This window comes from Marinobacter sp. MBR-105, from assembly GCF_053628895.1.
This window is the reverse complement of record NZ_JBRJHG010000016.1, coordinates 94,106-108,782: the sequence shown is the minus strand read 5'-3', so window position 1 is coordinate 108,782 and position 14,677 is coordinate 94,106. Positions and strand designations below refer to the sequence as shown.

The 14,677-nt window shown below is 56.1% G+C and carries 12 protein-coding genes and 1 tRNA gene; 5 read left to right on the top strand and 8 right to left on the bottom strand.

The genetic code is table 11. The features are described from left to right. On the top strand, positions 1 to 668 hold a 668-nt coding region (locus tag ACSSVV_RS17155), incomplete at its 5' end, for a sodium:calcium antiporter (protein ID WP_454106638.1). Between the two features lie 62 nt (positions 669 to 730). On the opposite strand, the gene ACSSVV_RS17150 is transcribed toward ACSSVV_RS17155, so the two are convergent. The 3 genes from ACSSVV_RS17150 to ACSSVV_RS17140 form a co-directional block, all read right to left on the bottom strand. Further along, positions 731 to 1,603, bottom strand: a complete 873-nt coding sequence (locus ACSSVV_RS17150; protein ID WP_022992328.1) for a diacylglycerol/lipid kinase family protein — start codon at positions 1,601 to 1,603, stop codon at positions 731 to 733. A gap of 465 nt (positions 1,604 to 2,068) precedes the next feature. Beyond that, positions 2,069 to 2,145 (bottom strand) — tRNA-Pro (locus ACSSVV_RS17145). A gap of 110 nt (positions 2,146 to 2,255) precedes the next feature. Continuing rightward, complete coding sequence (locus tag ACSSVV_RS17140; protein ID WP_454106637.1) at positions 2,256 to 3,899, bottom strand: FMN-binding glutamate synthase family protein; 1,644 nt, start codon at positions 3,897 to 3,899, stop codon at positions 2,256 to 2,258. A 272-nt stretch (positions 3,900 to 4,171) separates the two neighbouring features. Between ACSSVV_RS17140 and ACSSVV_RS17135 the strand changes: the two genes are divergently transcribed. Next, the gene (locus ACSSVV_RS17135) at positions 4,172 to 5,767 is read left to right on the top strand and encodes a BCCT family transporter (RefSeq protein ID WP_454106636.1); all 1,596 of its coding nucleotides are present in this window, start codon (positions 4,172 to 4,174) and stop codon (positions 5,765 to 5,767) included. 70 nt (positions 5,768 to 5,837) lie between these two features. On the opposite strand, the gene ACSSVV_RS17130 is transcribed toward ACSSVV_RS17135, so the two are convergent. From ACSSVV_RS17130 to ACSSVV_RS17115, 4 genes are all read right to left on the bottom strand, one after another. Continuing rightward, on the bottom strand, positions 5,838 to 6,785 hold the full coding sequence (locus ACSSVV_RS17130; RefSeq protein ID WP_454106635.1) for an alpha-L-glutamate ligase-like protein: 948 nt from the start codon (positions 6,783 to 6,785) through the stop codon (positions 5,838 to 5,840). A gap of 1 nt (position 6,786) precedes the next feature. After that, entirely contained in the window at positions 6,787 to 8,304 is a 1,518-nt protein-coding gene (locus ACSSVV_RS17125) for an inactive transglutaminase family protein (protein ID WP_224849231.1), read from the bottom strand. Beyond that, positions 8,301 to 9,107, bottom strand: coding sequence for an ATP-dependent zinc protease family protein (locus tag ACSSVV_RS17120; protein ID WP_303292410.1), 807 nt, complete (start codon positions 9,105 to 9,107; stop codon positions 8,301 to 8,303). The genes ACSSVV_RS17125 and ACSSVV_RS17120 overlap by 4 nt, the downstream gene beginning before the upstream one ends. A 132-nt stretch (positions 9,108 to 9,239) precedes the next feature. Beyond that, positions 9,240 to 9,623 (bottom strand): hypothetical protein, encoded by a 384-nt coding sequence (locus ACSSVV_RS17115; protein WP_303292411.1) that lies wholly within the window; start codon positions 9,621 to 9,623, stop codon positions 9,240 to 9,242. Positions 9,624 to 9,875: 252 nt separating this feature from the next. On the opposite strand from ACSSVV_RS17115, the gene rmuC reads away from it, so the two are divergent. Both rmuC and ACSSVV_RS17105 read left to right on the top strand, forming a co-directional pair. Beyond that, entirely contained in the window at positions 9,876 to 11,522 is a 1,647-nt protein-coding gene (gene rmuC, locus ACSSVV_RS17110; protein ID WP_454106634.1) for a DNA recombination protein RmuC, read from the top strand. A 4-nt stretch (positions 11,523 to 11,526) separates the two neighbouring features. Further along, positions 11,527 to 12,402 carry a hypothetical protein gene (locus ACSSVV_RS17105; protein WP_454106633.1) on the top strand — a complete coding sequence of 292 codons (876 nt, stop codon included), beginning with the start codon at positions 11,527 to 11,529 and terminating at the stop codon, positions 12,400 to 12,402. Between the two features lie 10 nt (positions 12,403 to 12,412). On the opposite strand, the gene ACSSVV_RS17100 is transcribed toward ACSSVV_RS17105, so the two are convergent. Further along, entirely contained in the window at positions 12,413 to 13,429 is a 1,017-nt protein-coding gene (locus ACSSVV_RS17100; RefSeq protein ID WP_454106632.1) for an AraC family transcriptional regulator, read from the bottom strand. Positions 13,430 to 13,615: 186 nt separating this feature from the next. Between ACSSVV_RS17100 and ACSSVV_RS17095 the strand changes: the two genes are divergently transcribed. Continuing rightward, positions 13,616 to 14,674: a CaiB/BaiF CoA transferase family protein gene (locus ACSSVV_RS17095; RefSeq protein ID WP_454106631.1), complete on the top strand. Its 1,059-nt coding sequence runs from the start codon at positions 13,616 to 13,618 to the stop codon at positions 14,672 to 14,674. Positions 14,675 to 14,677: the final 3 nt, after the last annotated feature.

The window sequence follows — 14,677 nt, the reverse complement described above, 5'->3', positions numbered from 1 at the left end:
TGACTTTCTCGTTCGCCGTTATCTACAACCCGGTGGAGTCCGGCAACGACGTTCTAATGGGCGAGCTCACCCGCGGCCTCGCCATCTTACCCCTGGTCCTCTACGCCATTTATGTGTTTGTCCAATACCAGGACACAATGGACTACCAATCCGACGAAGACGTTTCACACGTTCAACCCGCAAAAGAGTGGGCAAGACTTGCAGCTGGGCTGATCCTGATTCTGATCGGTGTCGAAGGGCTGGTTCGGGCCGCCATAAACTTTGGCGCTATTCTGGATACGCCAAGCTTCCTCTGGGGCATAACCATCGTCGCCGCTGGCACGTCAATTCCGGATGCCTTTGTGTCAGTTCGCGCTGCCCGTCGTGGTAAAGGCATCACCAGCACGGCTAATGTACTGGGAAGCAACATTTTTGATTTACTCTGCTGCATTCCTATTGGGGTATTGATCGCCGGAAGTGCTGTCATCAACTATTCGGTCGCAGCGCCGATGATGGCCATTTTGACGGTCGCAACATTGGCCCTTTTTCTGATGATGCGCACTGACCTGATCTTAAGCCGTAAGGAATCCTGGAGCCTCCTGATCATGTACGGCATTTTTGTCGTTTGTATGGGACTGGAGTCGTTTAATTTGACCAATTTCATTGTCAATTTCCCGCCAAGTCAGTGATGGTTCGCAAGGGGAAGGTCGGTCCGGGATTGAAATGAAAAATACCTGCTGCGTGACTTTCGTCAGGTCTCGACAATCTTTTCACATACAACAGCAAGTGACCCGGGAAGGCAAGTCACGTTTATCGGCGTTTTCGCGAACACCTCCCCATCGGCAGTGACTGTTTTTGGGTTACTGGTCTGGATATGACAATGGCTGCTTTTGAGATGAACCACGGTTGAGTGTTTTCGTGGGGCGCGGCGGAGTAATCGCATGATTGCAAACGTAGTCACCAGCGAGAGCAACGAACGGGGTCGAACGGCGACAATGTCGAGCTGTCCGTCGTTGGCACTGGCCTGAGGAATCTGCTGTCCACCTCCGTAAAATGCACCGGTGGCGACAGAGATTGAGAGCCAGCGACCTTTCAGGTAGCCGGTGTCACACTGAATGCTGGCATGAAACCCGCGCTGTGCTCCCAGGCGCTTGAGCAGGGTGGCTGCGTAGCTGAATCGTCCCAGCCATTGCTTGCTGCTTGGTGCAACGTATCGAGCGGGCAGCGTGGCCAGGCCGATATGCGCCACGTTAAGGAAGATCAAGCCATTGAGCTCTGCCACATCTACCCATCGCCATTGCATGCTCGCAATGAGACGGGCGATTTGATCCGGGTCAGAGGGCAACCACAGATTGCGCGCAAAATCATTGGCGGTTCCAGTGGGTAAAATCGCAAGAATGGCATCGCGTTCTCGGCAGATGGCCGCCGCCCGATTGACCGAGCCATCGCCACCCGCAGCGATAATGCAATCGCCCACCGTCACGGATTGAGTCCAACCAAGATCATCGAAACCGCAAGGGATGATTGGATCAACGCCTGCCGCGGTTAACTTTTCGCACCAATAGACGTCGCCATCATTATTTTCTTTCCCGGCTTTCTTGTTAACGGCCAGCCAATACTGCATTGGGTGATTGAACTCCGATTTGTCACGACTACCTTGTCCTGCAACCATCCCATAGATTCGGCGGACTCGTAAAAAGATTTATGGAAATTGGACTCTGATCCGAATGTTCGCTTTGCGACCTCAGCGTGCTCTACTCATTAGAGTCACGGAGTCCGATTAGTCCCGCTTTTGAGGAGCGTCCAAAGCACGGTTAGAAAATCCGGACAGACTTTGTTGCTGACACCACGTTTTAGCTGCAGGAAACAAGAGCGAGACTTTCAAAAAGATTGGCGCTGAAGATTTTGGTCGGCTGATGGAGGCCTTCCTGCCAAAGGGAATGGTGACGAAGCACGCAGAGCGGTGACCGAGTGGTGACGAGATTTTTAAGGGTTTGAGAAACGGTGACCAAACGGTGACGAGAAAGGCTGTTTTCCAAAAAAAACTAAGCCCGGCTCTTTCGAGGCCGGGCTAAGTGTTTGATAAATCTGGTCGGGACGGTAGGATTTGAACCTACGACCCCTTGCACCCCATGCAAGTGCGCTACCAAGCTGCGCTACGCCCCGTAAACTGCAAGCCGCCGAGAAACAAGGTTTATCTCAGTGGCTTAGCGGGAGCGAAGTCTACACCAGCCCAGGCTAAAAATAAACACCGGGCTGGCGAATTTCTCTCGAAATCAACGTAACTTGGTCTCCCTCAGTGCCAGGATGAATTCCGGCGGTTCGAAGGTATCCGGTTGAGCGCTTTCCCAGTACTTGTCGAAGACCCTCAGGCCGGTTTTGCCCTCAAGCAGTGCTCCCGGTTCGAGGAACGGAAACAGGTCCAGATAGCTATGCACTTCGGTTTTGGAGACGCGACGGACGATGTGCTCCGGGCCAAGCTCAGAGGGATGCCGGAGCCCCGAGGCCTCAAGCAGATTCTGGAGGGCATCCAGGGTGTTCTTATGGAAGTTGAATACCCGCTCGCTTTTCAAGGGGACGTCCAGTTTATTGCCACGACGGGGATCTTGCGTTGCGACCCCGCTGGGACAGCGGCCGGTATGACAATTCAATGCCTGGATGCAGCCCAGGGAAAACATGTAGCCCCTGGCGGAATTACACCAGTCCGCTCCCAGAGCAAGGGTACGGGCAATATTGAAAGCGGACGTAATCTTGCCTGCGGCGCCAATGGCGATGTCTTCGCGCAGGTGGGTACCCACCAGTGTGTTATGAACCAGAAGCAGGGCTTCAGTCATCGGCATGCCAAGACGATTGATGAACTCCAGTGGCGCCGCACCGGTGCCGCCTTCACCGCCATCAACCACGATGAAATCGGGTTTTTTGCCAGTCTTCAGCATGGCCTTAACGATGGCGAACCATTCCCAGGGGTGGCCAATGGCCAGTTTGAAGCCGACCGGTTTGCCGCCGGAGAGCGTTCGCAGCTGTTCCAGGAATTCCAGCAATTCAATCGGGGTGGAGAAGGCGGAATGGCTGGCGGGGGAGATGCAATCTTCGCCAACCTGAACGCCTCTGGCTTCGGCAATTTCGGGGGTCACTTTTGCACCGGGCAAAATGCCACCGTGGCCTGGTTTTGCCCCTTGAGATAGTTTGACCTCTATCATTTTGACCTGGTCCAGGGTGGCATTCCTTTCGAACATCTCGGCATTGAAGGAGCCGTCGGGATGCCGGCAACCGAAATAGCCGGAACCGATTTCCCAGACCAGATCTCCGCCGGGTTCCCGGTGGTAGCGGGAGATCGATCCTTCCCCTGTGTCGTGGTAGAAGCCTCCTTTTTTTGCGCCGGTATTCAGGCTCAGAATGGCGTTGGCGGAAAGTGAGCCAAAGCTCATGGCGGAGATATTGAAAACGCTTGCACTGTAAGGTTTCTCGCAGTTTTTGCCGATCAGAATCCGGAAGTTACTGCTGTCGAGTCGGGTTGGGGTGAGCGAGTGGTTCATCCATTCAAAGCCTTCGTCGTACATGCCTAACTGTGAGCCGAATGGTCGCTTGTCGAGCACGTTCTTCGCCCGCTGGTAGATAATAGTGCGCTGTTCCCGCGAGAAGGGCCGCTCCTCCGTATCGGACTGGATAAAGTACTGCCTGATCTCCGGGCCGATCGACTCAAACAGATACCGGAAGTTGGCCATGATGGGATAGTTTCGGCTAACAGTGTGTTTTCGCTGCAGTAAATCCCAGGTGCCGAGGGCTGTGAGCGCACCAAAAATCACCGGAAACAGATAGCCTGCTCCAAGCCAAAGCGTTACCGGTAACGACACCAGCAGCCCGGCGATGCTGAGGACATAAGCAGAATAGCGCAAAGGGAAGGTGGTGGTTTTTTCCATGAATACCTCTGATTGCTGTCGGGCGGGTGTCGGCGAAACCTTGCAGTATAACTACGTCACCTGTCCGGGTAGTAGACCTGTTTCAGGGAACAATCTTTGCCTCTGCAAAATCTGGGCTATGCTGATGTAGATAAAAAAGGCATTTTTCTTGCTTTTGATGTTTTGAGTTCAAAGTAATAAAATGACCGGCTTGTAACGTATGAATGATTGTTCATTGCGTTATCCATTCACTCAGCATATTCAGTGATCACACCAGACCAGGAGGCGCCAGCGTGGGCGAGGTAGTGAAAGACGAATATCAGACGGATTACGTCGCAGGCCAGGATAATATCAATCCGTTCGGCCTGGATCTTCATAACTGGGTTTTCCCGGTAGCGGCCATCATTGTGGTTCTGTTTGTTATCGGAACCCTGATGTTTCCGGCCGCGGCGAAGGAGACTCTTGATGGGGCCAAGTGGGACATTATTGCCAGTTTTGACTGGTTCTTCCTGCTCAGCGCCAACCTTTTTGTGGTTGTCAGCCTTGCGCTGATCTTCATGCCGGTAGGCAAGATCCGGCTGGGCGGACAGAATGCAACGCCCGAATTCTCAACCATGTCCTGGTTTGCCATGCTGTTCGCAGCCGGGATGGGGATCGGCCTGATGTTCTGGGCCGTGGCCGAGCCGGTGGCCTACTATACAGGCTGGTATGAAACTCCCTTCAATGTGGCTGCCAACTCTCCCGAAGCGCGTGATCTGGCAATGGGGGCGACCCTTTATCACTGGGGGCTGCACCCCTGGGCAATCTACGCCATCGTGGCCCTGTCTCTGGCGTTCTTTGCGTTCAACAAGAACATGCCACTGACCATCCGTTCCGCGTTTTTCCCACTGCTGAAAGACAAGGTGTGGGGCTGGCCGGGGCACATCATTGATGTCCTCGCGGTTGTGGCTACCATCTTTGGTCTGGCCACGTCACTTGGTTTTGGTGCCCAGCAGGCTGCCTCCGGCCTGGATTACCTGTTTCAGGTAGGTTCTGGCACCAATGTGCAGATGGCTATCATTGTTGGCGTTACGGCCTTGGCGCTCATTTCCGTGTTGCGTGGCCTGGATGGCGGCGTGAAGGTGCTCAGTAACATCAACATGGCGACTGCGGGCATCGTGTTGTTCTTCGTGATCTTCGCTGGTCCGACCATGACCATTCTGGAGACCATCTGGGTAACCTCTTCCACCTACGTGGCCAACATTGTGCCGCTGAGTAATCCGTTTGGTCGTGAAGATGAAGCCTGGTTCCAGGGCTGGACTGTATTCTACTGGGCCTGGTGGATTTCCTGGTCACCGTTCGTAGGTATGTTTATCGCGCGGGTTTCAAAAGGCCGGACAGTGCGTGAGTTTGTCACTGCGGTTCTGATTATCCCGACCTTGATCACCACCGTATGGATGAGTGGTTTCGGTGGCACGGCACTGGAACAGATACAGCAAGGCGTTGGCGTGCTCGCAGACAAAGGGCTGACCGAGGTTTCTCTGGCGACCTTCCAGATGTTTGAGCAGCTGCCTTGGACCGGCATTGTGTCATTCGTCGGTATTATCCTGGTGCTGGTGTTCTTCGTAACCTCGTCGGATTCCGGCTCGCTGGTGATCGACAGCATCACCGCTGGCGGCAAAACCGATGCCCCGACGGCTCAGCGTGTATTCTGGGTGGTCATGGAAGGTGCCATTGCGGCGGCGTTGATCTTCGGCGGTGGCGAAGACGCTCTGGGTGCGATCCAAGCGGTTGCCATCAGTGCCGGGTTGCCCTTTACTGTAATACTTCTGCTGATGACCTGGGGCTTGTTGAAAGGTCTGACCCATGAGAGGAAGTTGCTTCTGCAAAGGGGTGAGCTGACCTCCTGATCAGCGGGTCTGAATAAAAAAAAACCGGAGCCACAGCAGCTCCGGTTTTTTTATGCCCAAATACTGATCGTCAGCGCCGGGAAAAGCTTTCCATGGCAAACAGCGCTCGCTCTCTGGGGCTGAAATGCGGGCGCTTGAGGCTCTCGATCGCGTTGAGCCTGGGCAGCAGGCCGCAGCCGTTGGCCATCTGAATGGCCAGTCCGGGCCGGGCATTCAGTTCCAGCAGCAGCGGGCCTTCGTTGGCATCGACCACCAGGTCTACGCCCATATAACCCAGGCCAGTGGCCTCATAGCATCGGGCCGCCATTTCCAGCATGTTTTCCCAGTCTTCAATCCGGATATTTTCCAGCGCCAGTCCGGTGTCCGGGTGCAGGGTGATCGGCCGATTGAACTGAACTGCGTTCAGACTCTGGCCAGAGCCTATATCCAGCCCGACGCCAACAGCACCCTGGTGCAGGTTGGCTTTACCGTCCGAAGCGGTGGTTGCCAGCCGGAGCATAGCCATGACGGGATATCCCTGAAATACCACAATCCGGATGTCGGGTACGCCCTGGAAGGAGTACCTGGCGAGCGCCGGGGAGGACTGAACCAGGTTTTCAACAATGGCAACATCCGGGGTGCCGGCCAGGGAATAAAGGCCAGCCAGAATGTTGGTGAGGTGACGCTCCAGCATGGCGACGGAAATGTGGGCGCTGGAGGCCTTGATAAAGTCGTCGCCGTCTCGCCCGGTAATGACGGTAATGCCCTTGCCGCCGGAGCCTTTTGCCGGCTTGATGGCAAAACCGGCCAGATCCTCCGCCATTTCCCGGAAATGGGAGATTTCGTGCTGCTGGCGAACCACCTGCAGCAGCTTGGGGGTTTTTACACCGTATTCGCTCACCGCCAGTTTGGTTTTCAGCTTGTTGTCCACCAGCGGATAGGAGGAGCGATCATTATACCGGGCAATGTAGTCCACATTGCGCCGGTTCATGTTCAGCATCCCGAGTTTCTTCAGCCTGCGTGGAGAAATCCAGTCCATATCAGTCGTAGGCCTTCATCGGGGTAAACCGCTTGAGCTCGCTGAGCTTGTAGCCGGTGTACTGACCCATCAGCAGGATCAGCCCGAGAATAACCAGATGTAACTCCGGGAAGTTGAAGGTGAGATGACCCGCCAGCGGAGTGCTCATGGCCAGGTAGGCGCAGATGGCCACAAACAGGCTGCCTGAACCTTGCACCAGCACTTCGCGGGCGCCTTCTTCCTCCCAGAGGATGGACATACGCTCGATGGTCCAGGCGATGATCACCATGGGGAAGAAGGTGACAGTCATGCCGGTGTTAAAGCCCATCTGGTAGCCAATAATGCTGAGCCCCGCAGTGATGAAGATCACCAGGATGATCAAGGCCGATATGCGGGATACCAGCAGCAGGTTCAGGCTGGAAAGATAACCGCGCAACAGCAGGCCAATGGCTACGACGGACAAAAATGCGATCAGCCCCGGCACCAGGGTGGTCTGGACAAACGCCACGGCAATCAGGACTGGCATAAAGGTGCCCGACGTTCGGATGCCGATGACAATCCGCATGAAGGCAACAATCAGCGCGCCGATGGGGAGCAACAGCAACATCCGGAACATGCTCTGTTCTTCTATTGGCAGCTGGTAGAAACCGAGCACGCTCAGTCCGTTGGCATTGGACTCCAGCGTGGCCAGCTGCAGCGCCGGTACGGTCTGCCGCAGCATGGAAAAGCTCACCTGGGAGTCGTCGCCACCCACCACATCGAGCAGGGAATCGGACCCCTGTCGCCAGAGCAGCAGGTTTTCCGGTACGCCCTGTTCTGCGGTGCGCGGGTCGAAGGTAAGCCAGCGCTTGCCGTTGTATATCTGCAGGAATGGCACCAGTTGTTGGCGGCGCCGGGCATCCTCAAGCTTCAGGGCGTCGGCGGTGCGCGCAGCAATGCCGGCGTGATTCAGCATTTTTACCAGCAGTTGCAGGTAGTTGTCGTCGGATACCAGCAGTGTTGTGTTCTGGGTGCGGTTGTCCGGCTGCATCAGGCGGATGAGCTCGCGAGTCATGCTCTCGGGGGAGCTGGAGCGCTCGGAAGCCTGGCTCAGGAGTTCTCTTACGGCGGTGGCCTGGGGTTCTTCCCAGAAAACCGTCAATGCTCGGGGTTTACGCGCTGGCGGAGCATGAATCGCGTCTTCATCCGGTACAAACTGTGCCTTGAAATAGAGAGTCTGGGGGCCGGCGACATCTCGTTTTGTCCACTGTGCCCTGCGCCCGCTGTTGCTGTCCAGAATTGAGAAGCCGTAGCCGGGTGACGCGGCCTGCTCCGTCAGAATGCGAAAGCCGGGCGGCTGCTCCGGTATGTGCAGACTCACTTCAGCCGGGCTGTTCTGGCCCTGGAAATCGACCCGCGCCTCAATCATCCATACCGGGCGCTGTTCTCCGGTCATCCAGGGAATGCCCAGTTCCAAATGACGCCAGGTGGCAATGGCAATCCCTGCTGCAATCAGCAGGAAAACAAACACGTAAAACGGAACCCGGGAGCGTACCGTCATTCTTCGTCTCCGTTTGCCGCTTGTTCAAGGTAGGATTCGGGGAGCTCTGTTGCGAATTCCTTGCCGACATCAATCAGCATGACGTCGCGTAAAACGTTTCGGCCAATCAGGACTTCGTACGTCAGGTTTGTACGGTCTGCCAGAGTGAACTCGGCCACTTGCTGGTGGTCGCCAATGGCAAACTGAAGCTCCACCACTACACGTCGTTCAGACTCATCGGCACTGGACTGGATAATTTTCACGCGCCGGGAGATTTCTTTCTCCATGGCAACCCATTCGGCCTCCTTGGTGCCAGGAACCGGAACTTCAAAGCGCACCCAGTTGCTGCCGTCGCGCTCGAAACGTTGAACGTTGCGGGCGTGTATGGAGGAGGTTTCAGCGCCACTGTCGATACGGGCGGTATAGACATGGCCGGGGCCAGCCAGGAAAAACTTTTCTACTTCGCCCACAACCACTTTGCCTTTCAGGCGATCTGCCCGCCCTGTGTCTTCGCGAGGAGCGGGGCACGTAGGTGCTGCTTTCGGTGGTGGGCAAGATGGTTTTTCAACCTGTGTGGCGATGGCCTGAAGAATGGTCTGGGTAGAATCCTGGTTCTGCTGCAGCAGCTTTTCATGCCTTACCCCGGCATTTTGCTCCATGGTAACAAGGGTCGCACGCTGGCTTTGGACCGAGGCACGAACCTCTTCAATATTTTCTTTCGGCACCATGAAATAGCGATCGGAAGCGCAACCGGAAAGTGCGACTGCCAGCCCTGTTAAGGCAACTGCGAACAATGAGCGGGTTTGCGAAAACCTGGACCCCATGAATATCCCCTGAACCGGCCGTGAGAATTATTGGCAATGGATGCCACAGCCATTGGATGTGTTGTCAATCAGGCGGGAGAGTATACTACAACGGACCTGTGTGGTGACTTTACAGATGGTTAAGGCGCATATTTACTGGCCCAGAAAAGGTCCCTGGCCCAGTGGCGTCTCGGATCTCAGGTACTCCTGTATGACCGGGGAACAATTCAGGTAGAACAGCAGCAGCTCCCGCTGGATATCCTGGTCCTGAATGCGGGCGGCAAAGGAAATGACATCTTTGAGCGCGCGATCGCTGGAGGTGGTGTCGGTCGGCACCGTGAAGCTCTTTCCATAACGGCTTTTCAGCAACTGGGTCAGTCGTTCAAGGTGAAACTCGCCGGTATGGGTGATGTGAGGCAAAACCCGCACATGCTTGCCCGCCGAGCGTTGATCTTCCGAAGACAATGCCTGCTCGTCTTCCACACAGGTAGCCTGCAGGAAGTCGGACCCGAATTTTCTCCACAATTCCTTGAACATGCTCCGGCCTGCCAGTCAGCTTTCCATATTACGGCTTTAGCACTCCGATTGGGTGCTTTTTAACCGTTGTAGAGGAATTTACGCTCGGCGTCCATAGGCGGATTGGCGCAATGTTGATAAATGCCAAACAGTCGATGCCGGCCTGGTGGCCCCGTTCCGCCAACGAGAAAAAAGGGTGAGCATTGCGGTAGACTGTCAGGCTTTGATCCCGGGGCCATGCCCTGATTCTACCAATCAAGACTCAAGGAGAACTTGCTGGTGCTAGATGCGCTTACCCTCACCATGGCTGAACGTCCGGAATGGCTGGCAGGTTGGTTCCTTGCGCTGGTGGCTGGCGCCGCCTTGTTACTGGTGGGGGTTGTCTGGCTGCTGTGGCGTCGAAGCCTGGATAGAGTCACCGAGTCTGCCTTGCGCGAGGAACTGGACACCCGAGACAGGCAACTGAGAGATAGCGAGCAGGTGCAGGCGTTGCATGAACAGGAAGTTGAACATCTGCAGACCGCACTGGAGGAGCAGAAAGCCCGCTCTGGGCAGCTGGAGCAGGGCATCGAGCACTGGCGACAGCAGTCTGCCAACCTGGAAAACCGATTGGCGGCTCTGGAATCGGAGCTGGCGGCAAAACAGGACCGGGTTGCGCAACTGGTAAATGAAAGCGGTCAATACCAGCAGCGGGCTGAAACACTCTCCGAACAGTTAGGCCAGTTGAAGGTCGAGTTACGCGAGCAGCAGGTGACACTGGATAAAGAGCGCCGCAATGCCTCGGAAAAACTCGAGTTGCTGGAAAAGAATCGAGATGCGCTGAAACAGGAATTCGAAAACCTGGCGAACCGGATTTTCGACCAGAAAAGTGAGCGCTTCAGTCAGCAATCTAAAACCAGCCTGGACTCCTTGCTCAACCCCTTCCGTGACCAGTTGCAGGACTTCCGTAAACGCGTAGAGGATGTCTACACCACGGAAACCCGGGATCGCCAGGCACTTCGCAGCGAAATAAAATCGTTGCAGGAGCTGAACCGGCAAATTACCGAAGAAGCCGCCAATCTGACCCGCGCGCTCAAAGGCGACAAGAAAATTCAGGGCAACTGGGGTGAGTTGATCCTGGAGCGGGTGCTGGAACGGTCGGGCCTGCGCAAAGGGGTCGAGTACGAAACCCAGGGGAGTTACCGGGACGAAGATAACCAGTTGTTGAGGCCCGATGTCATCGTGCATTTGCCGGACCAGCGAAATCTGGTGATTGATTCCAAAGTATCCCTGGTGGCCTATCAGCAGTGGGTGACCGCAGATCAGGAGGAAGAGCGCGCTGCGGCGCTGAAGCAGCATGTTGAGGCGGTTCGCAATCACATCCGTACATTGAGCGAGAAAGATTACAGTCAGCTTAACGGGCTGCATTCTCCCGATTTCGTGCTGCTGTTCATGCCCATTGAGCCGGCATTTGTGGCAGCATTCCAGCAGGACGAGAACCTGTTCGCAGAAGCGTTCGAACGCAAGATTATTGTGGTGACGCCCACCACCCTGCTGGCGACACTGAGAACGATTGAGAATATCTGGCGTTATGAACGCCAGAGCCAGAACGCCCGCCGCATTGCAGATCGCGCCGGTGCGGTCTATGACAAGCTCCGGGTGTTTGTAGAGGCCATGGAAAAGCTGGGAAGCCAGTTACACACGGCCCAGGGCACCTACGATAATGCCATGAATACCCTGACCCGGGGCCGTGGTAATCTGATTTCCCAGGCCAATCGGTTTGTGGAGCTGGGGGTCAGGGTTAAAAAAGAGTTGCCCAAGTCGATTGTGGATCAGGCCGAGGTCGATTCTGAAGACGCCGATGAGCCGGGAGATACGCCTGCCATCGACAGGGAGCCTACGGACGCCGGGGAAGCCCGTGCAGAGGACCAACAGGAGTAGCGGTATGTTGTCATCCATGAAAAAAAGGCGTTTGCCTGGTCACAGGGTATTTGCGGGCCTGGTGTTGTCTTCTGTTCTTGCCCTGCAGGCGGGGTTCGCCCAGGCATTGGCTCCGGAACACGAGATTCGCCGCTTGATGCTGGCGACGGAAGAAGCCGTTGCAGCAGAGAACTGGAGTGAGGCAGGGGAGTACCTGAACCGCCTTCAGGCCATGGAGGGAGAGAAGCCCGCCGAGTATTACTACTATCGCGGCCGGGCCATGTTGCAGGCCAATCATCTGAATGAGGCACGTTCAGCACTGGAGCAATACATTACCCGGGCCGGGGCAGAGGGCACGCATTACCAGCAAAGCCTGAAGCTGATTACCGACATAGAGAAGGCCAGCCGTGCCAGTGTCCGTGCTCTGGCTGAAGGGCAGGCCAATACCAATGAACCCGTTGCCGTGATTGAGCCAGCGAATGAGCAGGACGTGAAGACCCTGCGTCAGCTGTATCTGGCTAACTCAGACAGGGAGGCTCTGGTCATCCACCTGAATACCCTGCTCGAGAGCGCGGGCTGGCGGCGTGATAAAACGGTGGTGCGTCTGGACAGGCCTGCAGACCGCCAGTACCAGGTGGCTCTGGATGATGGCAATATCAGTATTCAGGACATCGAGCGCAATCCCGACGGCACCACCGTTCGTAGAACCCTGTCGCTGTCAGTATTTGGTGTGAACCCTCAGTTACGTTGGGATTGTGAACCGGTGGTCGGAGCCTGCTGGGTTTATGATCCGCGGGATGGCTCCCGGCTTTTCCAGTTGGCCGAGAATCGCGATCAGGCCCGGGACATTGCCCGAACTCTGGGGAGGTTGATCCGGAACCTGCAGCAGGGAAGCTCGTAAGGCTGGGCGTTCAGACCAGATCGCCCCGTTCGCCTTCCCGCCAGGCGCCCGGGGTGACCCCTGTCCACTTCTTGAAGGCCCGATGGAAGGTGGACGGTTCGGTAAAGCCGACCCGTTCGGCAATATCGTTAATGGGCATCTCCGGATGGGCCAGATAGTAGATGGCCATATCCCGCCGCAATAGATCCTTGATCTCCTGAAACGACGTGTTTTCCTGCTTCAGTCGGCGCCTGAGGGTTTGCGGACTGGTGTGCAACTCTTGCGCTATCCAGTCGAAATCCGGCATGGGCTTGGAGAAGTCACGGCCAATCAGGCCCCGAATGCGGCCGGTCCAGGTGTTGCTCTCATCCGGTCGTGACAGCAGATCTGCCGGGGAGGTTTTCAGGAATTGTCGCATTTCCGGTTTGTCCCGGATCACCGGGGCAGAGAGGAAGCGTTTGCTGAAGGTCAATGCCGTACAGTCGGATTCGAACGCCAGCGGACAATGAAAAATGTGCCGGTATTCGTCGCCATGGTCTGGTCTCGGGTAATCGAACTCGGCTTTCTCCAGTTCCACTGGCTGGCCGATGAGCCAGCTGCCAAGTCGGTGCCAGATGACCAGGATGCTCTCTCGCAGAAAATAGTCCGGATCGTGGATGCTTCCTTCAATTCGCGTAACCAGGCGCGCGCAGTCATCCAGGACTTCAAGCTCCATGGACACCATAGGCTCGAACAGCCGCGAGAACCGGTAGGCCTGTTGATACACCTCTTCCAGCGTCTGGCAACCGACCACCAGAGCACACATGGTGGCGAACGTGCCGGAGCGGGCCCGGCGCGGCCCCATGCCCATAAACTCATCGCCGGTGCGCTGCCAGATCACCTGCATCAGCTTGCTGAATTGGTCACTGCTTACCCTTGCCATTTCAATACGCAGCAGATCTGGCGAGATCCCGGCCTCCTGAAGCAGTGCGCGGCCGTCCAGGCCCAGGCGTTCAGCGCCGGACAGGGAAGCTTCAACAAAATGTCGTGAGACTGTCAGTGTTGACATAGAGGCAGCCAGAAGAGAGAACGAACTTCATCATAAGTACCCGGCACGACAATGCAAGCCTATGATTTGCCGGAAGATGGAAGAAACGGTCAATAGGAATGAAGGAACCGGCAGTTGGCCCGGCCTGCAAAACCCGGCAGCATGAGCCAGAGTCATTGCCGCCGATCACAAACAAGGAGACACTTTATGGCAGCCCCGCTCGCCAACCTGAAAATTCTGGATTTCAGTACCTTGCTGCCCGGACCCTACGCCACCATGATGCTCGCCGATATGGGCGCGGAAGTGCTCAGAATTGAAGCTCCGGATCGCGTGGATCTGGCCAAGGTAATGCCACCTTTTGATGGTAAATTCAGCACGACTTTTTCCTACCTCGGTCGCGGCAAGCAAACCTTGCAACTGAACCTGAAGCAGCCCGAGAGTGTTGAAAAGGTCAAGCAGCTGGTTCAGGACTACGACATCGTGGTGGAGCAGTTTCGCCCGGGCGTCATGGATCGCCTCGGGATAGGCTATGAGGTACTCAAAGCCATCAATCCAGGACTGATTTACTGCGCCATTACCGGTTATGGTCAGACCGGCCCCTATAAAGACAGAGCCGGCCATGACATCAACTACCTGGCTATTTCCGGTGTTGCCAGCCACTGCGGCCGTGCCGACAGCGGCCCACCACCCATGGGCATTCAGATTGCCGACGTGGCCGGAGGCTCCCATCACGCCGTGATGGGCATCCTCGCTGCTGTCATCAAACGCCAGGAAACCGGAGAGGGCGCCTTTATCGACATCAGCATGACCGATGCCGCCTTTGCCCTGAATGCCATGGCGGGTGCTGCTGCCCTGGCAGGCGGACAGGCTCAGAAGCCCGAAAGCGGCATGCTCAATGGTGGGACATTCTATGACTATTACCAGACCAGGGATGGCCGCTGGTTGTCTGTCGGGAGCCTGGAACCACAATTCTCTTCGCGCCTGTGCGACACCCTTGGGTTGGGCGAACTGAAAAGCTATGCCCTGAGCCAGAAGCCTGAACATCAGCAGGAGCTGAAAGCCGCTATCAAACAAAAGATCGCGGCGCGCTCACTGGCTGAGTGGCAGGAGGTGTTTGCCGAAGTGGATGCCTGTGTGGAGCCGGTGTTGACGATTGAAGAGGCGGCGGAGCATCCGCAATTGAAGGCCAGAGGGATGGTTGTTGAGGGGGATCGGGGGGATGGCCGCAGCCAGAATCAGCTGGGCCGTCCCATTCTGTTTCGTTAACCC